12 protein-coding genes and 2 pseudogenes are annotated in these 20,082 nt (G+C 41.5%); 10 read left to right on the forward strand and 4 right to left on the reverse strand.

Features of this window, described 5'->3' with window-relative positions; translation table 11 throughout:
* Nucleotides 1-23: 23 nt before the first annotated feature.
* The 9 genes from QUD05_RS00895 to QUD05_RS00935 all read left to right on the forward strand — a co-directional run bounded on the left by QUD05_RS00895 (nt 24) and on the right by QUD05_RS00935 (nt 13,080).
* Complete coding sequence (locus QUD05_RS00895; protein ID WP_289794271.1) at nt 24-7,805, forward strand: putative Ig domain-containing protein; 7,782 nt, start codon at nt 24-26, stop codon at nt 7,803-7,805.
* Nucleotides 7,768-9,306, forward strand: a complete 1,539-nt coding sequence (locus QUD05_RS00900; RefSeq protein WP_289794272.1) for a polymorphic toxin-type HINT domain-containing protein — start codon at nt 7,768-7,770, stop codon at nt 9,304-9,306. The genes QUD05_RS00895 and QUD05_RS00900 overlap by 38 nt, the downstream gene beginning before the upstream one ends.
* A gap of 35 nt (nt 9,307-9,341) precedes the next feature.
* The gene (locus tag QUD05_RS00905) at nt 9,342-9,521 is read left to right on the forward strand and encodes a hypothetical protein (protein WP_289794273.1); all 180 of its coding nucleotides are present in this window, start codon (nt 9,342-9,344) and stop codon (nt 9,519-9,521) included.
* Nucleotides 9,522-9,572: 51 nt separating this feature from the next.
* A complete protein-coding gene (locus QUD05_RS00910) occupies nt 9,573-10,304 on the forward strand; it encodes a hypothetical protein (RefSeq protein ID WP_289794274.1) in 732 nt (243 codons plus the stop codon).
* A 55-nt stretch (nt 10,305-10,359) separates the two neighbouring features.
* A complete protein-coding gene (locus QUD05_RS00915) occupies nt 10,360-10,641 on the forward strand; it encodes a polymorphic toxin-type HINT domain-containing protein (RefSeq protein ID WP_289794275.1) in 282 nt (93 codons plus the stop codon).
* Complete coding sequence (locus QUD05_RS00920) at nt 10,593-10,955, forward strand: hypothetical protein (RefSeq protein ID WP_289794276.1); 363 nt, start codon at nt 10,593-10,595, stop codon at nt 10,953-10,955. Before QUD05_RS00915 ends, QUD05_RS00920 begins: the two co-directional genes overlap by 49 nt.
* A 225-nt stretch (nt 10,956-11,180) precedes the next feature.
* On the forward strand, nt 11,181-11,660 hold the full coding sequence (locus tag QUD05_RS00925; RefSeq protein WP_289794277.1) for a hypothetical protein: 480 nt from the start codon (nt 11,181-11,183) through the stop codon (nt 11,658-11,660).
* A 73-nt stretch (nt 11,661-11,733) separates the two neighbouring features.
* Nucleotides 11,734-11,931, forward strand: a complete 198-nt coding sequence (locus QUD05_RS00930) for a hypothetical protein (RefSeq protein ID WP_289794278.1) — start codon at nt 11,734-11,736, stop codon at nt 11,929-11,931.
* A 270-nt stretch (nt 11,932-12,201) separates the two neighbouring features.
* Nucleotides 12,202-13,080: a phosphotransferase enzyme family protein gene (locus tag QUD05_RS00935; protein ID WP_289794557.1), complete on the forward strand. Its 879-nt coding sequence runs from the start codon at nt 12,202-12,204 to the stop codon at nt 13,078-13,080.
* 318 nt (nt 13,081-13,398) lie between these two features.
* Here the strand turns inward: QUD05_RS00935 and QUD05_RS00940 are convergent.
* From QUD05_RS00940 to QUD05_RS00950, 3 genes and pseudogenes are all read right to left on the reverse strand, one after another.
* Nucleotides 13,399-14,139, reverse strand: a pseudogene (locus QUD05_RS00940) (reverse transcriptase domain-containing protein); the annotation flags it as partial.
* Between the two features lie 106 nt (nt 14,140-14,245).
* Nucleotides 14,246-16,033 carry a reverse transcriptase domain-containing protein gene (locus QUD05_RS00945; protein ID WP_289794279.1) on the reverse strand — a complete coding sequence of 596 codons (1,788 nt, stop codon included), beginning with the start codon at nt 16,031-16,033 and terminating at the stop codon, nt 14,246-14,248.
* Between the two features lie 502 nt (nt 16,034-16,535).
* Nucleotides 16,536-17,114: pseudogene (locus QUD05_RS00950) on the reverse strand (reverse transcriptase N-terminal domain-containing protein); the annotation flags it as partial.
* A gap of 597 nt (nt 17,115-17,711) precedes the next feature.
* Here QUD05_RS00950 and QUD05_RS00955 point away from each other — a divergent pair.
* Nucleotides 17,712-17,927 (forward strand): hypothetical protein, encoded by a 216-nt coding sequence (locus QUD05_RS00955; protein ID WP_289794281.1) that lies wholly within the window; start codon nt 17,712-17,714, stop codon nt 17,925-17,927.
* 129 nt (nt 17,928-18,056) lie between these two features.
* Here the strand turns inward: QUD05_RS00955 and QUD05_RS00960 are convergent, their stop codons facing one another.
* On the reverse strand, nt 18,057-20,066 hold the full coding sequence (locus tag QUD05_RS00960) for a protein-arginine deiminase family protein (protein WP_289794282.1): 2,010 nt from the start codon (nt 20,064-20,066) through the stop codon (nt 18,057-18,059).
* Nucleotides 20,067-20,082 lie beyond the last annotated feature (16 nt).

Below are 20,082 nucleotides of genomic sequence, written 5' to 3' on the forward strand. Positions count from 1 at the left end.
GCACACCTGACACCAATTACAGTTTGGCAGAAGATGGTTATCGCTATACGCTCACTGCCCTAGATCCAAATAACGACCCATTAGTATATCGCTTAATTAATGCTCCTGTCGGTGCAGTGATTAATCGAGATACAGGTGAATTACTTTGGTTCCCTGAAACTACTGTCACTTCAGGTAGCAAAGCCAACTTTACTGTCGAAGTCAGCGATCGCAGAGGTGGTAAAGATACTCAAACCTTCACGGTGGATGCCTATAGTAAACTTGGCAAAATTCAAGGTGCGGTATTTGATGACCTGAATGGAAATGGATTACTCGATTCCAAACTGATCAAAGGTACAAATCCTGCTGTAATTATTGCCTTTGACGTGTCAGGAAGTACTGAAGCACCATTCTACGGTGCCCGCAACTTTCCGAATGTAAAAGTTGTTAAAGATGCCCAAGTCGCCGCTATCAAAGAACTGGTCAAAGGGATTATCGCTCAAAGTCAAGGCAACAATGTCAAGATTGGGTTGATTACATTCGTTGCTGGTGGCACAATCGAAGACATGGATTTATCTGCCACAGGCTTGCAGGAATACACTACCGCATTATTGGATACGAATAATAACGGCATCACCAACTTAAATGAAGTTTTAGGACAGCAAATTTTCGCTGACAACAAATTCTATCCACCGGGCAGAAGTGGATTTGATGCCGCTTTAACCACAATTCGCACATTATTACAGGCATATAGCGGCACGCCAAACCTGATCTTTATGTCCGATGGCTACGGGCAACTTAACCCAGTTCTCGCTGCTAGTGTTGCCAATGATATTAAGACAGGCTTTGGCGATCCCACCCGTCAAGGTAATGTTACTGCCTTTGCAATTGGTGAAGCATCAACCCTAGATACACTTAAAGAAATCGACCCAAATGCGATTAGACTCAAAGACATTGAATCTTTGACTACATTATTTGGCGGATTAGATGAAAACTACAATTTAGAACCGTTTAAAGAAAATGTCAGTGTTTATCTGGATTTGAACAACAACGGAGTTTATGATTCAAACGAACCAATTCAAAAGACCAAACGTGGGTTTGCACCGAATAGTTTAGATAAAACTAATTATTATTACACCTTTGACAATTTACTACCAGGGGATTATCGTGTCCGTATTCTGCCACCAGCAGGTTATAAAATTACCACAAATTATAATTTAACCACAGGCAGCTACGATCCTGCCACGGATCAAGGCAATGGCATCTTGCATCGCGTAACTACAGCAGGTGAAAGTTTTGTTGATTTCTTTGGTGTAAACCAGGTTGCAGCACCACCTAATAGTGATCCCAAATTTGTTACTACACCTCCGGTAATCACCCAGCTTAAAAGTGGTGAACTGCTCAAATATAATGCCAAAGCCACCGATGTCGATACTGATCCTTTGACTTTTGACCTAGTATTAGCACCCGACGGTATGGCTGTAGATTCCAATAACGGCACAGTAATCTGGAATCCCACCAAAAAACAAGTCGCTGACTACTACGCCAAACTTGATGCGGATAATCAGTTTCTGATCAATTTTGGTAGATCAGAGGCAGTCAAATCCACCCTCACCTTTGATGCTTTGCTTCGAGTACGCGATGGTCAAGGGGGACAAGATATTCAATATATTAAAGTAGAGTTACTTCGTGATAATACACTTCCTGTCTTTACCTCCACTACACCAACAGCTAACCCGCAAGTAGGTAAAACTTTCCGTTACCAAGCTCAAGCACTGGATTCTGATGGCGATACTTTAATCTACTCACTACTGACAGGCGCTCCCAGTGGCATTACAATTAACTCCACTACTGGTTTAGTCACTTGGAATCCGACTGCTGCTCAACTTGGCTCCCAAGAATTCTCCATTAAAGTTATAGATGGTAAAGGTGGAGAAGCACTACAGAAGGTGAGCCTAGTTGTTAACACTGCTGCACCAAATCTTGCCCCTGTCATCACTTCCACACCTCGTACCCAAACGCAACTGGGTAATAGTTACTACTACAAAATTGAAGCCACTGATCCTGACGGTGATATCTTAACTTACAGTTTACAGACTGCTCCAACTGGCATGACTATTGGTTCAGATGGTGTAATCACCTGGACTCCTACTGCATCTGGGTTTGGTTCTCACCCTGTAGTTATCAATGTCAGTGATGGTAGTTCTACTAAGACTCAAAGCTTTAACCTTAACGTTACTAATATTGCAGCTAACTATGCACCAAGTATTACTTCTGCTCCAAATTTAATTACAAATATAGAGCGGACTTATGAGTACAATCTCACAGGTAGCGACCCTGATAATGATTTGCTGCTGTGGAGTTTGGATGCTGCCCCAGAGGGTATGGTGATTGATACTCAACGGGGAACTCTGCGTTGGCAGCCATCAAGCAATCAAATTGGTGAACATAATGTTAAGGTGCGTCTCACTGATGCTTGGGGTCTTTATACTGGTCAAGAATTTACTCTTACTGTCACTGGTACTAATATTCCTTCTGCAATTGTCTCCAATCCCATAACCAGAGCCGCCCAAAATCAGCTTTATACCTATACGGTGATTGCCACCGATCCCGAAAACGACCCCCTTACCTTCAGCTTAGGTCGTAAACCTGTGGGGATGACGATTGATAGCAACGGGGTAATTCGCTGGACACCCCAAGCGTCGCAAATCGGTTCTCAACAAGTTGAAGTCTTTGCACGCGACGCTCAAGGTGCTGTCACCACGCAGACTTACGCCATTGAAGTTGGCGCAACCGCCATCAACACTGCCCCAAGTATCACTTCTACCCCAGTATACTTAGCCGCAGTTGGTAGTCCTTACACTTATCAAGTGCAAGCTACTGACCCGGATGCTGGCGATCGCTTAACATATCAATTGTTGTCTGTGCCTGCGGGTGTAACAGGTATCAGCATTGACTCTACCACTGGATTACTCACTTGGGCTAATCCTGTTGCTGGTAACTACAAGATAGTTGTCGGTGCAGTGGATGCTGCTGGTTTAGGTGCGGCACAGGGCTTTACACTGACTGCACGAGTTAATAATGCTCCGGTAATTCGCTCTACACCTGTGTTAACAGCAACCCCTGGCAGTACGTACAGCTATGATGTAATTGCCAGTGATGCGGATGGGGATCGCTTATCTTACACCTTGGATCAGACATCCCGTGATTTGGGAATGACACTGGATACTCTCGGCAGACTGCGCTGGACACCGACTACTAATAATGTTGGCAGTCATACAGTTGTCATTACAGTCAACGACGGCAATGGTAGTACTGGGCAGCAACAGTATAATCTGTCGGTGGCGGCTGACAGTGTAGCACCGAAAGTTAGGCTGATTGCGAATTACGACCTAGTAAATCTAGGCGAGTCGATAACGTTCCAAGCACGAGCTACGGATAATATAAAGGTAGCTGGGCTGCAATTGTTGATTGATGGAACTGCGGTAGTGTTGGATAGCAATGGTATGGCGACATTCAAACCCACCACTGCCGGGACGATTACCGCAAAAGCGATCGCAAAAGACACGGCTGGTAATATTGGTGAAGCTACATTCAGTGTGGCTGTGATTGACACCAGCGATGTGAATGCACCTTCTATTAGCCTTGACCTCAGTGCGATCGCTGGTGGTTTAATAACCGCACCTGTCGATATTAAGGGTTCTATTTCCGATGATGGCAGCTTGGATTATTACCGTCTCTTGGTTGCACCTGTTGCTGGTGGCGAGTTCAAGGAGATAGCTTTTGTTGATAATCCAAGTGCGATCGCTAATGGGGTCTTGGGTAAGTTCGACCCGTCACTGTTGCAGAATGACAGCTATATCCTGCGCCTGGAAGTTGCCGATAATGGTGGGCATATCAGCATAGCTGATGAGGTTATTGATGTTGCTGGGGATTTGAAGCTGGGGAATTTCAGACTGTCGTTTACGGATCTTGTTGTTCCGGTAACAGGAATACCTATAACCCTAACACGGACGTATGACAGTCTAAATTCTGGTAGCACTGATGACTTTGGTTACGGATGGCGCATGGAATTCAGAGATACTGACCTGCGGACTTCTCTGCGTCCTCCCAGCGAAGACAGCCAACTTGTAGGCTACCAGAATCCTTTTAAAAATGGTACTAAAGTATACATAACTCTCCCTGGTGGGAAACGCGAGGCATTTACATTTAAGGCGAAGCAAGTCGAGCAAGTCGATGGTGGCTCTTTACTCTATTTTTCTAAGTATTTCTATCAGCCAGAATTTGTTGCTGACAAAGGTGTAACCAGTACATTGACCGTTGAAAGCAATTTCATCACCAAGCAACAAGATGCCGACGAATTCTACGGCTTCCAAGGAAACCCCTACAATCCTGCCGATCCGCTATTTGGTGGCAAGTATAAGTTAACAACCAAAGAAGGGGTGGTATATGAAATTGATGCTGCTACTGGTGATTTACTAACGGTTACTGACACGAATGGCAACAAGTTAACCTATACAGATGCGGATATCACTAGTTCGACTGGGCAGAAAATAACCTTTGGGCGGGACGCGCAGGGCAGGATTGCGACGGTGACTGACCCGGCTGGTAAGCAAATTCGATACGATTACAACGCTCAGGGCGATTTAATTAGTGTTACGGATAGAGAAGGTAACACCACACGTATGGAGTATGACCAAGACCGTAAGCACTACCTTGACAAAATCATCGACCCCTTGGGCAGGACTGGTGTCAAGAACGAGTACGGTGATGATGGGCGGTTGAAATATCTGGAAGATGTTAACGGTCAGAAGGTGGAAATGTCCTATGACCCGAATAACTCCAGACAGGTAGTTAAAGATACACGCGGTTACTCTACAACTTACATCTACGACGAACGTGGAAATGTCCTGCAAGAAATTGATGCTAAGGGAGGTATTACCACACGTACTTATGACAATGATAATAACCTGTTGAGTGAAACTGATGCAGATGGTGTCACAAACGAATATACCTACGATAACCGCAGAAATCTGTTGACCATTGAAGATGGAGATGGCAACATTACTCGCATGACCTATAACATTAGAGGTCAAGCAAATAATATTGTTTCGCCAACAGGTTTAACAACTAGTGCCAAGTACGATCTCCGTGGCAATTTAATCGAAAGCATTGATACAGATGGCTTAAAAACAACTTATACATATAATGCACAAGGTCAACTGCGTTTCCAAACTGCACCAGATGGTCAAGTCACAGAGTTTGACTATGACCGCTTTGGTAACATTAACCGCATGGTTGATAGCCGAGGTAATGAAGTTAAGGCCTATTATGATTTCAATGGCAGAATTGAAAAAGCCACTACAACATTCATCCTAAATGGGCAGACATATAGTCAATGGATGGATTATGACTATGACGATAATGGTCGAACCATTGCCAGCAGAACTTCTCAAGGTAATAGCCAATCAATGAGCTATGACGCTCTTGGGCGTGTTTCATCAATGACGGATGTATTCGGGAATGTCACCTCCTACCGCTACGATTTACAGGGAACAGTTGGACAAGGCAATATTTTAACCGCTCCTGGATCAGTCGTCACTCGAATAGATGAAATGACGCTGCCAGACAATACACCTTTGGACAGCAGCGACAATCCGAAAGTTATCAAGAAGTATGACCAAGCCAACAATCTAGTAGCACAAATTTCACCAACTGGGTTAGAAACACGCTACATCTACGATGAATTAGGTCGTTTAGCAAAGACTATTCTACCTGATTTAACACCCGATAACTGGGACGACAACCCAACAGTTAAAACCGAGTATTCAGCCGCAAGTCGCGTCAAAGCCCAGACTGATGTTTACGGCAATCGGGAAGAATATTTCTACAACGACCTGGGTCAGCTAATTCGCTTAAAGGATGTTCTCACTAATGACACCACCTATACCTACAATAAGGGTGGTCAAATTGAGACGGTGACTGATCCTCGGAATCGCACTACTCGCTATGTTTATGATGACAAAGCGCGACTTAAAGAAACAGTTTTCTTTGATAACTCTCATTATCAAGTAAGTTATGACGAACTGGGACGGGTCAAGAGCGAAACAAATGAACTCAACCAAACTACAACTTACGAATACGATGCTTTCAGTCAAGTAAGCGCAGTCATTAATGCTCTGAATCAACGAACAGAGTTTGAATACGATCAACGTAAGAATCTAGTCAAAGTCACTGATGCCCTGGGTCACTCTACCCGTTACAAATATGATGAATACGCCCAGCAGGTAGAAACTCTCTTCAATAACGGCGATAAAGTTTCAATCGGCTATGACCAATTTAGCCGAGTCACTAGTGTTACAGACGAGAATTTAAATACCACTAAGTACACCTACGACAATCTCAGTCAACTAACTCAAGTTGAACAAGCTAATCAAGCTAAAACAAAATATACCTACAATAATCTCGGTCTTTTAACTCAAACTCAAGATGCAAATCAAAATATCACTCAGTATGAGTATGATGACTTTTATCGCTTAACGGCAACAATTTTGCCGATGGGTCAGCAGAATAAAACTGTTTATGACAAGTTTGGGCAAGTCACTAGTCAAAAAGATTTCAATGGCGACACTATTAACTACAACTATGACCAATACGGTCGCCTCAAGCAAAAAACCTTTACTGATCCCAGAGTTGCAACAGTCTCTTACACTTACGATCCAGTTTCGTCGCAGCTGAAGACTGTGACGGATGGACGTGGGGTAACACAGTACAACTATGACCAGCGCGATCGCTTATCCAAAATTATTCAACCCGATCAACAATTTGTTAGCTACGGCTATGATTTGTTAAGCAATGTTACATCTTTGACAACAGAGGCGGGAACCACTAGCTACGGTTACGACAAGCTGAATCGCTTGGATACTGTTAAAGATGGCACGCGACTCTTAGCAGATTATGATTATGATGCTGTTGGCAACTTAATTCAAACAAAGTTGGCTAATGGTTCTGTTGAATCACGGCAGTACGATACACGCGATCGCTTAACCCAAGTGACAACAAAAAACGTCACGGGTACAACATTCTCTGAATTTAAGTACACCCTTGATGCAGTCGGCAATCGTAAGAAAGTAGAAGAATACTCTGGTCGCAGTGTTGATTATACTTACGATTCGCTCTATCGTCTGACTGAAGAAAAAATCACTGATGCCACAGCAGGGAACCGCACTCTTGGCTATTCCTATGACTTAGCAGGAAATCGTTTAAACAAAACTGATTCCTTGGAAGGATTAACTACTTACACCTATGATGCCAATAATCGACTCAAGGATACAACCCAAGGTAGCGTAGTTACAAACTTTACTTACGATAATAACGGTTCACTCAAACAACGTGCTAATGGCAGCCAGACAATTAACTACGATTGGATTAATGACGGAGAAAATCGCCTGATTGGGGTGACTAGTTCTTCTACAACTGGTATTTCCCAACAGCAGTATATCTACGATGCCTTTGGTAGCCGTGTTGCAAGTATCTCTGATGGGGTAAGAACTAATTACTTGGCTGCACCGATTTGGGATTTGCCCCAAGTTTTGATGGAATATGACGAGTCCGGGCAAATTACGACTGATTATACATTAGGCATGGGATTGGTGCGATCGCGTCATGATGACAGGGAAGGTTTTTATCACACTGATGGGCTGGGTTCAACTAGGCTAATCACAGATAATGTTGGTTTGATTACCGACCGCTACACCTATGATGCCTTTGGGGTGTTGTTGAATCAAGATGGTACTTTCGGTAACTCCTTCGGGTTTGCTAGGTGAACAACGGGATGCTGCAACTGGTTTGGATTATCTACGGGCGAGGTATTATGACTCCAGTTTAGGACGCTTTATCTCCAAGGATGAGTTTCCTGGATACTTAAACGACCCCTACAGTCAGCATGATTACCAGTATGCTCACGCTAACCCTGTCAGATATACCGACCCCAGTGGGTATTTCACTTTGGGAGATGCAATGGCTGCTGTCACCCTTGCGGGGCAACTAGCTACATTTAGCGGCATTGGTTTTGGGGTAGGTTACATTGCTGGGGCTGCGGCTAATGGTGCAAGTGGCGAAGAAATCCTGGGTATGTTTGGCGAATGGGGGGCAGGTTTTGCCAGTGGTGTATCTGGTGGTTTCTTAACTGATGTATATGAATTCACTACTGGACAGAAGATTGAACCAAAACATGCCATGCTCTATAACGCTGGTAATGTTACTGGTATTGGCGTATCCTTTTTGACAGGCATGAAAGCTGCAACCTGGGCGAAAACTGCAATTGGGCCTCTAAAGTGGGTATCTACTGTACAAACTGGATTAGATGTTTATGATGCGGCTAAAGCTACCAATAACCTTTACCAAAGTTACCAAGATAACGGTAAGTTTGAACGAGAAGATGCTTGGAACTTGCTGGCTTATGTACCCTTTGTTGGCTCATTATTAGGGGTCAAAAAATTCTTTGCTGCTAATAAGGCGATTAAAGAAGGTACTGAAGGTGTAGATAATGTCCTAAAAAATGGCGCTGAAAATGTAGGAACCCAAATTAGGAATTGCTTTGTCGCTGGTACAGAAATTCTTACAACAGAAGGTATTAAGAACATTGAGGATATTAAAGTTGGCGATTGGGTAATTGCAGATGACCCAACTACTCCCGGCGAAATTGAAGCACGTCAAGTAACAGATACGTTTGTACGGGAAACAACTGCTTTGGTTGATTTGTATGTGGACGGGGAAGTGATTTCGACTACAGGCGAACATCCTTTCTGGACACCTGATAAGGGTTGGGTAGAAGCTAAGGATTTGCAGGTTGGAAGCTTGTTGCAGACGGAAGATGGCAGGGTTATTGATGTTGATCGGGTTGAGAAGAGGGAAGGGCAGTTTGAGGTTTATAACTTTAAGGTTGATGGCTTTCACTCCTACTTCGTTTCTGGCCTTGGTGTATTGGTTCATAATGCGACTTATGACGATGATGATATATGGGCAGAACTAGACAGACTCAATAATCCATTACCTAAAGTCTCACCACAGGCTCAAGCAATTTCACGTGGTCATGCTTTCAACGACCATATTGGAGACTTTGATTTTGACACTCCAGATGATTTTGCTAGGCATATTGACAACATAATTAACAATCCTTCAAATGTAAAAAATCTAGAACGTGGAAGAACTGCTTACTGGGATAATCAATCAGGAACAGTTATAATTATAGATCCAGGCGATATAGATGGCGGTACAGCATTTAGACCTGATAGAGGCAAAGCTTATTTTGATAACTTAGAATAGGAAGATATTTATGGAACTCATAGAAAAAAAGTGAAATGGTTGAAGTTAGACTATCAATTGATGAATTAAACATTCTGATAAAGGTACTTAATAAAGTGTGTAACACTCTTTCTGACTCAGATTTTAAAGCAAGAGTTGGAGTACATAGAGAAGAAATCATGCTAATTTTATCTTCAATTAATGAAGTAGTTGAAGATTTTAATAAAAAAGAATAAAGCAGAAAGCAGCTAAAAATTGTAATTCTTATTGAGACATAGTGAGTGAAAATGAAATTAATTAACTTTACTGATAATCAAGCAAATATTCAGTTCTCTTTGGATGAGATAACTACTTTAAAAAATACTTTAAATGAAGTGTGTCATGGAATAAAAACAACTAATTTCGAGAATGAAATAGGAATAAGTCGTGAACAAGCAGATTTAATTTTAAAATCAATTAGAAATTTGATTACCGATGAACCATTTTCACACTACCACAATGCTAGTAATTTTGATATGAATGAAAATTTATCTAATAATTCTATACAAAAAGAAAAGTTTTATTTAGAAACAGAGGGTTATCAAATTATTTTTTACTTAAGAAATTTAGAAAATCTTAAAGGATATATTGGTATAGTAGTTGTAATGAATATAAATACAAATATTTATAAATCTTCTATAAAATCTCCTGCTCAATCAATATCAGTTGAGAATTTAATAAGCCTTGTTAATTATTTTGAAAATCATATTAATTCAAAAAAAGGAAATTGTAATGCTGATTCACCAGTTTTTTCAAATTGTCAAAAAGCTTTTCAAATTCAAGCATTATCAGAAAACTTTTCTTTTAATAAAGAAGAAAAATTTCCTCTTCGTTTCATGATTAATATAAATAATCAAGACAATAATATAAATCCAAGTACTTATGTTGGTGCTGAAGCTTTAGTGACTTATAAAAGTGTAAAAAGCTTTATATTATCAATTCAGTCAGCGTTGGCTAAATTATCTCTAAATAATAAATAACTAACTACCCCCGGTTCGCCCATTTTTTAGTAAGTTACAAGAAAGACTACTCCGAGTGGCGCTGGTTGATTTGTATGTTGATGGGGAAGTTATTTCTACTACTGGGGAACATCCTTTCTGGACACCTGATAAGGGTTGGGTGGAAGCTAAAGATTTGCAAGTGGGGTCATTGCTGCAAACTGAAGATGGCAGAATTATTGATGTTGATAGAATTGAGAAGGGCAGTTTAACGTTTACAACTTTAAGGTTGAAGGCATCCCAACCTACTTTGTTTCAGATTTGGGGATTTTGGTTCATAATACTTATTGTGGTGATGAAAATCCTTGGGCGGAGCTAGAAAGACTAAACAGTGGAGCCGATTATGAACTCACGACGTTAAGTGGATTGAAATTCTCAAATCACGCGATATTTGATAGTCTTACCAGACATGGTGTTGATCCACTCGTAGAGGTAGATAATATTGTCGCACAAGCTACAAGCAATAGAATTCAAAATGATGGAGCTAAAGTTTACATTAGGAACAACAACAATGGCACTTTTGACTTGGCTGTGATCAATGAACAAGAAAACTTAATCGTTACTGCCATGACGGGTAAAACAAGTTCAGAGTTATCAAACATGGGAGCTAATAATGGTTGGAATTGGCCATAATTTTTGTCAAGATAATATTAAGTTCAATAAATAGTGAAGCTACAAAAGAACAAAAAATCAACCCGTGTAATTACACACTTTAACACATTATAGGACTCATATTTGACTTCTGAAAAACCAAATGGGTTAGAAGCTTACCATACAAAGGTTTCTTTCTCAGTATACTTAGCAAGATTCAAGTATGATTCCTATATATGACCAAAATAACCTAAGATTTTCTTGAATATGAGACAAAAATGTATCCTAAAAACTTCTGGCTTTGAATTGGTATTTTATCTGCAAAGTTTGGATTCTTCTAAAGACTGTCTTGGTATAATCACGGAATTCATTTTAAATCCTAGTCATGGAGAAATCTCTATCAGATCAATTGCCACTTACATTTACATGAAAGACTTAGAAAAATTGATTCAATACCTAGAATGGCATATTGCTGCCATGAAAAATGACTTAGGTTATCAATCACAAGTTTTTATATCTTATGGAAATTGCTTTCAAATTCAAGCTCTTCAAGGACAGCTTAGAGCGGAAAATGAAGGAGAATTTACTATCCGCTGTATGGTAAATATTGATAAACCAGCAGGCGATATTTTTTCAACTTATGTTGGTGGCGAAGGTGTTATTAGTATTAAGAATACTCAACTTTTTATCTCTTCACTTCGTATGACATTAAATAGTTTTTTACAGGGCGATTATCCCTCGTTGTAATCTAGGCTATGTGTGGAATAATTTTGACGTAAACCTGATATATCTTTAGCCCAACGTTCTACTACCACATACGATGCAGCTAGTAATATCCTCAGAAGTCGGATTTTTAATTTTATGGCGATCGCTACTCATCCCACCTAAGCACCACCCCATCAACACAAGCAATACCCCACTGCGGAAACTTCACCAGCAGCTTCTTGATCATAATCTGCAAAGCCGGATCATCATCCCAACACTCCTACAAGAACTCAAACCCCGGATTCTGCCCTGAATTCGCCGCAAAGCGTGAGTTTCTGCATACGCTCCGGTCGCGCATTTGACAAAAGCAACAATCGCCTCATGCAATCACTTTTCAGCATTTGGCACGGGCGCAGCCACAAGCTAATCGTTGGGAGTTAAGGTTAAAGTATGTATGCCAAGACGTTATAGAAAAATGCAAGATAACATCTATGACTACATAGCAAAAACTGCCCTTACCCATTATGGTATGGCCTAAGGACAGCATTGTTTTTTAAGCCACAGTGGAAGCGTAACCTTCTGTATAAAAACACCAGGGAGAGATTTTCTTCTCCGTATTCATCGACCAATATCTATGCTCCAAGGTGAGGTATGGCAAAGACCACAGGTAATAGAGTCAGAACTTCTGTGGCTTGCTGCCTTGCGTCATGACACAGAGGTTGGTGTGCAGGAGCCAGTGAAAAATCTACAGGATAAATGGTTAACTCCAGTTTTGGCAGATGATACCGGAGAAGTGTTTTATTGCTCACTGCTGCATTGGATTGATGGCAACATTCTCAACGGACAACGAACTACACAACAGTCTTACCAACTTGGTTTGTTGCTAGCTCGATTGCACCAGCATAGTAGTCAGTGGCAACTGCCACAAAACTTTGTTCGCCCAGCATACGACAAGAATCGGTTGCAAGTAACGAGCAAAGCACTTTATCCAGCAGTATTACAAGAATTGATTTCAGCAGAAAATTACAAGCTCCTCGAAGTAGCGGCTTGCAAAATTCAAGGGATGATGGAAACACTCTCGCCAAAACAAAATGTCTGGGGGCTGATTCACGCTGACCTTCATGAAGGTAACTATTTATTGCATAACGAGGAATTTTGCCCAATCGATTTCGCACGCTGTGGCTTTGGTTACTATCTTTACGATGTTGCAAGTTCGCTTCAATATTTACTTCCTACTGTCAGACCTTCCTTTTTTGAAGGCTATCAAGCTATTCGTAAGCTACCTGAACACTACTTACAGATTACAGAAGGTTTCTTTATCATGGCGCTGATTGAAGTACTTTCTTTTCATGTGAATAATCCACAAGAGCATAAGTGGATTTCGGAAAACGTGCCGTATATCGTTAAAGAACACGTTCATCCGTATCTTGAGGGCGAATCATTTTTGTTTGCTAAATACTAGGCAGTTGGTGACGATCACAGCACAACAACTTCATTTTGATCAGCACCCCACTCACGCAAATAATCCCCCAGCATGGAAACTTCGCCAGCAACTTCTTGATTGCAATCTGCAATGCTGGATCAGCATTCCAGCACGAGAGCAAGAAGTCAAAACCCGGATTCTGCTCCGAATTCGCAGCAAAGCATGAGTTTCTGCATACGTCGTAGTCGCTCCAGGAGCAGAATGTCTGCGGGGAAATCTTAGTTAATAGCTATATTCTGCAACATTTTTTCAAGAAAAATGCAGATGATAACAAGTTACTATACAGCAGTTACTCGAAATGTGTTTATTTTCGGAGTAAGGAACCTTCGGGAATGCCTTTTTTATTAGCTCCTGGCATGAGTGACTGTTTTGCTTGGTTTCCTTGTTGAATACCTTAAAAGCTCTGTGATTGATGTGCCATAAGGAAAACCTTGACCCATCCATCTTGCAGAACTTATGGTAGTTTCTCCAACCTCTAACTACCGGGGCTAATTTCTCAGCCTTTGTGGTAGCACCATAATTCGAGTTGTTGACGATGTGTTTTACTTTCTTACGGAACGCTTTGAAGTTATCCACTGAAGGAATACATCTAAACTTTCCGTTTTTCTGGACTTTAAAGTGCCAGCCGAGGAAATCAAACCCATCTGTCGCGGCGGTGACTTTGGTCTTCTTTTGGCTTACATTCATTCCGCGTTTGCGGAGGAACTCGCTGATTCTTTCAAGTATCTCTGTCGCATCGTCTTCAGGTCGGAGTATAATAACCATGTCATCCGCGTATCGGACTGATGGTTCGATGATAGAACTGGCTGAGGTTTTAGTGGTGATTCTATACCCTCTATTTTCGTGATATCTGTGTATACTCTCAATCCCGTTAAGCGCGATGTTGGCTAGTAATGGGCTGACCACTCCCCCTTGAGGTGTACCCTGTTCGGGGAATTCTGGGTTAACTCCTGCCTTGAGGCATCGGAAGATACCGAGTTTTAAGCCTTTGGGGGCGATGAGTTCGTCCATTATTGCTGAGTGGTTAATCCTATCGAAAGTGGGTAGCTAGCTAGCGAGGTTTCCAAGCCTTGGCTCCTTTTCTAACTAGCCCCCTCCGAACCGTGCTTACGAGTTTCCAGGTACACGGCTCTCCAGTACTCTGTTATCGCGAGACTTGTTGAGATATTGGTTTACCAGCGTGTATTGCATCATGGCATTGAGGGCAAACCATGAGAGTTTTTCTTCTACGTGCGGACATGATTTGCATCCATTGCGGTTTTTCTTTCTTGCCTTTAATTTTGAGGTCTTTAAGGGCATGAATATGGTGAACTTCAATATCACCTGTTGCCCCGCAAATCTCACATTCCGAAGCAAGAAGCCGTTTAATCAGTTCATTTCTGAACGCGGGTTTTCGCACTCGTGGCAAATCTTCTATGGTTGCTTTTAAGTTGCGTTTTAATTGTATGCCCCCGAAACGAGTTACCAAGGGTTTCTTACCTTCTACTGGGACGGTTATTTCAACACACTTTCTCCTTCCTTGTGGAAGTTTTACCGTCTTCTGGTACTTGGCGCAGATTTTGGCTACGCTAGTTTTGTGTTTACAGGCAAGGGTTTTCATTAACGAACTCCACATAACCCATTGGAGTTTACGGAGCCATGCAATGTTTTGAGCAAGGCTGTAGAATTGTACGTAGCCTCTGAGTTCTGATTGGTAAATGTTAATGATAGTAAAATCATCGTCATTTATTAACTCAGGACGATGAATGGGTTTGCCATTCCTCATATAAAGAGCGCATTTTCCTTCTACAAAACTTGCTGGGATTCTTAGTGCAGTAATTCCATTAAGTGAGCGTTTACCATTGGTATGCTTATTGTCGGAATATTGAACTAAGATTTCGTAACCTAAGAAGTTCGCTGCTTCATTTCTGGCATTAGTAATTAAGGTCTTTTCTGCTGACATTTCTAACTGAAGATTGTCGGCTAGGAATGTCTTTAGTTTTTCCTTAATTTCTTTTGCTTCTTGAAGTGAACCAATGAAACCAAGTAGAAAATCATCAGCATAGCGGACGTAATTTAGCCTTCTGTATTCTGGGTCACGGACATCTTTGGAGGGCATTTTCTGGTATTTAATCTCCAGTTGACGCGCTTTATCGAATTGTCCATTTTTCCTGTAATACCAAGCAAGTTTTACGAGCCTTGAATACTCTCGATTTTCTGCCCGACATTTACCTCGTGTATATTCTGGAATGACTGTCTGTTCGACAAAATTATCTAGCTTATCAAGGTAAATATTTGCGAGTATGGGTGAGACAATCGACCCTTGTGGCGTTCCACTCAGTGTAGAATGGTATCTCCATTGCTCACAGTAACCTGCCGTTAATAAGGTTTCAATCAATCTCAAAAATCGATTATCTTGGATTTTCTCACGGAGAATTGACATTAAGATTTTCTGATCTATATTGTCAAAACAACCACGGATATCTCCTTCAATAAACCATTTGGTTCCTTGCCAAGTGCGGTCTATTACTGTTAATGCAGTATGGCATCCACGCTCTTGTCGAAAACCATGACTGCTGTTAGAAAATTGGGGTTCGTAGTACGCTTCTAATATCAAACGTATTACTTCCTGAACCAATTTATCGTTCCAAGTGGGAATGCCCAGTGGTCGCGTTTTCCCATTTTTCTTGGGAATATTAATTCGCCGTACTGGTGTCCATCGAAAACGTTCATAGCGAATATCTTCTATGAGGTTTTCAATCTTTTTGATGGACATCCCATCCACAGTCTCTGATGTAACTCCTTGCGTCATTGCCCCATTATTTTTGTAAATGCGACTGTACGCCAAGAGGTACAGGTTAGGATTGAAAAGTTGCCTGTAGACATCATCCAGAGGTAAACCACGATTTCCTCTGTCTCGGATTACACTTAAAACCGTTTCGGCGTTTCGCATCTCGCGTACCTCCCGATATAAGTGTGAAGAATACCTGTTCTCCTTTGCCATGTAAGCGGCTTTCCCGCTCTCGGACTACTATGAGAACTCTGTAACCATAGGGGTCGCCCCCGTAAGTCATCCCGCGCTTTATTAACTCGATACGTAGTAGTGTGATTTAGGTGTCCCATTCATTCGTTAAGCCATCTCATCGCTGGCTGACTCCGTTTGAAGAAGTTGTGTGGTTCAAATGTTTAAAACTACACACAAACGATTATTCCTGTTAGGCGTTGTAGGAATAGGCAATCGAATATACCGTCAGAATTAGGCTTCAGGTAGTTTAACCTTCACCCTGTCACACAAGTCTTGCCGGACTCTAGTTTTAACGCCTTCTCTCTATTTCCGGCTTTACCAACATGCGGTTGTTCCTTTTGTCTTTCGACTCTAGGTAAGTTGGTTGACTTAGAGATGTTCTTCTTAATCTCTCCCAATTTGATTGATTGGGGATACCGCGTTAACTGTCACGGCGCACGCACTTTTCGATGTCGAGTTCGATAACTCGTTTTTCTATTCCATCGGCTTGGGAGCGAAGGTTGTTAAAGATGTACATTTGTGCATCGTGGGCAGAGCGCCCAGTTCTAAACCCGTAGCTCCGTGCGTGGAAAGTGGCTTCATGTGCTGGTTCAAGTGCATATTTTGCGAGGCATTGCCAAACTCTATCCGCGATGGTTGGTATTTTAAGCATTCTGGTAGTCCCGTCCTTTTTGGGGATGGGGATTTCCCGTAAGCCTTGATGTTTCCAATTTCCACTGTTCATTTTCAGTAGTTCTTCAAGGTTGAAGCGTTCTTCAAATGAGAGGGATTTCTTCCCATCAATACCCGCCGTCTTTTTGCCAGCATTTAGCTGAGATACAAGTCTAATTGCAAGAAATCGAGCCGAGGTAGATTTAAGAATAAGCTTTTGGAGTGACCGAGCTTTCCGCTTGTCTCCAACAAGAACCGCTTTAAATACGCGCTTTTGAAGGCGGAAAAGATTTCGGCGGAATTTCTTCCACGGTAAAGCTCTCCAAGATTCACTAGTTTTATAACTGTGTCTAATCATTTTCTCTTCTAGAGTTTGTATTTTCTGAACACCTCAGACCAATTACGGTCTGTCCTACCCGACTTGTGAGGGTTCCGCTTCTCGTCTAGCCTACTTGGGGAACGAAAAGCCCCAGGACNNNCAAATCGTTTTTATTCGTTCCCTCGGAGAGATTGATTGTTCCGTTAGATGTAGCCAATTCGACTGCTGGATTCCCTTGACTCTTTGCCGATAATCCTGCCATGATTCGNGCGGGAATGTTCTCCAGTGAGGTCAGGGGTTTTGCGTTGCGCCCTGCCCGTAGNNNNAGTCGCTTTTCTAGGCTCTGTTTCATCATAGGAACTCCCTATTAGCGCCAGTGTCAACCCGCAACGGTCGTCTGATTGCACCCTGTTCCCAGCTTCACTCTACAAGAACCGAGCTTGTTCGGTGTGGGCAGATAAGGAGTCAATTCTGAGTCTGAATGGTAGGGCTTTCACCTACATCTGACCGAGAGTTCAGCCTTTTTTGGTGACAGTAATCTGCTGTCAGGCTGGATTAGTTATTTACGGACTGATTACCGTGATTTACTAATCAACGAATCGCACAGCAGGAACCACTGCCACCTTGATTCTGGCAATGTTTTGTCTTGTCAATCTTTCGTTGCTACTCATCAAACGCCGAGAAGTTGAAACTAACGGGTTTCAGGTTCCTTATATAGTTCCGGCGATCGCGTTACTGCTAAATCTCGTTTTGTTTGCTTTTGCTTCTGGGGCAAGTCACATTTTAGCACTTGTGTTTGTAGGAATTGGAATGCTTCTAATTCTGATCCAAAAGGCTTTTAAAAGAGGGTGATGTAGGGTAGATGCTGCATGGTGTTGGGAGTGGGAACGAGTTCTGAAATATGCGACTAGTACCGCAGCAGGAAGCGGAGTAGTTGATGTATCCGCCTACTATTAGTTTCTTGAATGAAACTTTTCTAAGTTAAAAAGAAACTTTTTTTAAAAATGCAGGCTCAACTTCCCACCACTTCTGAGGAAAAGGTTGCCGACGTGTATTAGTTCCACAATGAATTTCCCCTCGTCCGAGAAAATATGGCTCCCAATCATCGATAAAATGGCAAACTAAACCCAAGGGTTCTAAAACTTGTTTAACATAAGTTTCAAATTGGCATTGATTATTAATCTTAGGGCCAAAAGGTTTAGGAATACCGAGATGCTGCTTCAAAACTATCATGTTGACCATGTTAGGGGAAAAAGTTTCTGCTCGTCCATCTCTATCATTTTCAAACAAAGCAGGCAGTTCGATAATATCTTCTTCGCTTAAATCTAATTCTTGTTTTAAAACCTCTCGATTCCAATTAATGTATTCTTGAAAGCGATGATTATGCTCATTCAATTTTTCATCAGCTAGGACATCTGACACACTAATATCAGCTGGCCCACTAGAAAATCGTTTTCCTTGCCGTAATAATACATGAGCATGACCTTGTTCTCGTAACCGTTTGAGAATGTTATAAAATTGTTCAGTACTAGCTAAAAGTAGTTTAAAACCTTTAGAGGTAGGAGCAGGAACAAAAGTCATAAACTCATCAATATGTCCTACACTCAACCAATCAGAAAAGATTTCAAAAGGTGCTTGAATTTCTTGAGCGTAAAGAAAATCTCGTAACACCTTTAACATTCGACGCGGCTGTGGAATAATTTCTTTGCGAGTTCCTCCAAAAATCAGACGACCAAAGGGATAATGAACGCCTTTAACGGTTACTGGTGGAGAAACTTCTAAGTTGCCAAAAGAGTCTAATTTTGTAGCCTCATAGCGGCTTTTGCGGGTTACATAACCAAAGTCAATGCCTAAAAGTTTGGTTTTGGGGAAGTCAACTAATCCTCGATCACGGGGAGAATCAAAGACCACGTACATTAGATGTCCTGGAGCTTGAGTATAACCAATCTCAATCTCGTCTTGCATCCAACGGTCATCCTGATGAAATTCAAAAGGAACAATATCTAGCTGCGCGTTCGCTTTTCCAACAACTTTTCTCAGTTCCTCAATAAATTCCTTGTTAACTCCATTTGATAACCGAGAAACAAAGACTGCGATCGGAGATAAAGTATTCGGAGTCATAATCCAAGGTGCGACTCTGAAGATAACTTTATCACTGTAGAGAGATTTTTCATCTTTTACTAGACTTAAAGTAATCTCAACTATGCCAGGAAAATCAAAATCAGGATAACTTAGTCCCTCAATTGCTAAGAGAATATCTCGGTCGGTATCCCTAATTTTTGCTGTTGTTCTTCCTGAGCCCATTAACTCATAACCATCTCTCTCTAATTCATCATAGATGCGAATCTTTTTGGCTATGTCTTTATTAACTGACAAATAAAGCTCGTATCCAGAGGGTAAATCTCTCAAACCAGTTTTACGAACAGTCATAAAGCTAAAATCTTTCAGATCGAGCAAACCTTTTATTAACCTTTCTGTATCATCATCTTCTTGATTAGAATAAACAATGTCGCGATCGCTATTCACTAATAAAACTGCACCATGACCATTAATGCCCCACTTCCAATCAGCTTTTTGGGGATTATCTTCGTCAATAACTCCATCGCGATCTGCATCAATATCTAAACAAACCCGAACAACAGTTAACTTCAGTTGTACAAGACTTAGCTGACGATCATTATCATCTTGAAAACTGATTTGCAAAGAACGGTCTTTGATTTGATCGCTAAAGGTTCTTGACAAGAGATTAATTTCTGGAAATTGTTCCAAAGAAAGATGGGTTTGTGTAGGAACTATTTGGTCGGTACTAGTAAATAGTTCAACTTCCCCGCTAGTGTTTAAAATTACAAGTTTAGTTTGGGTAGGAGCTAGTTTTTTTAAAGAGATTTGTACTGGCTGACCGACAATTAGAACATCCTCATAATTTTGGCTTCTTTCTTTAGAAGCTGAACGACGCTCATCAAATCTTTCAACTTCTAATAACTTTCTCATAACCATAATGACCATT

The sequence above is a fragment of the Nostoc sp. GT001 genome, assembly GCF_030382115.1.
Lineage (GTDB): Bacteria > Cyanobacteriota > Cyanobacteriia > Cyanobacteriales > Nostocaceae > Nostoc.

Coding starts and splice junctions, on each gene's coding strand:
- QUD05_RS00900 (WP_289794272.1), top strand. CDS start 7,768: ATGGTACTTTCGGTAACTCCTTCGGGTTTGCTAGGTGAACAACGGGAT.
- QUD05_RS00945 (WP_289794279.1), bottom strand. CDS start 16,033: ATGCGAAACGCCGAAACGGTTTTAAGTGTAATCCGAGACAGAGGAAAT.
- QUD05_RS00930 (WP_289794278.1), top strand. CDS start 11,734: ATGCAGCTAGTAATATCCTCAGAAGTCGGATTTTTAATTTTATGGCGA.
- QUD05_RS00955 (WP_289794281.1), top strand. CDS start 17,712: ATGTTTTGTCTTGTCAATCTTTCGTTGCTACTCATCAAACGCCGAGAA.
- QUD05_RS00925 (WP_289794277.1), top strand. CDS start 11,181: ATGAGACAAAAATGTATCCTAAAAACTTCTGGCTTTGAATTGGTATTT.
- QUD05_RS00960 (WP_289794282.1), bottom strand. CDS start 20,066: ATGAGAAAGTTATTAGAAGTTGAAAGATTTGATGAGCGTCGTTCAGCT.
- QUD05_RS00910 (WP_289794274.1), top strand. CDS start 9,573: ATGAAATTAATTAACTTTACTGATAATCAAGCAAATATTCAGTTCTCT.
- QUD05_RS00905 (WP_289794273.1), top strand. CDS start 9,342: ATGGTTGAAGTTAGACTATCAATTGATGAATTAAACATTCTGATAAAG.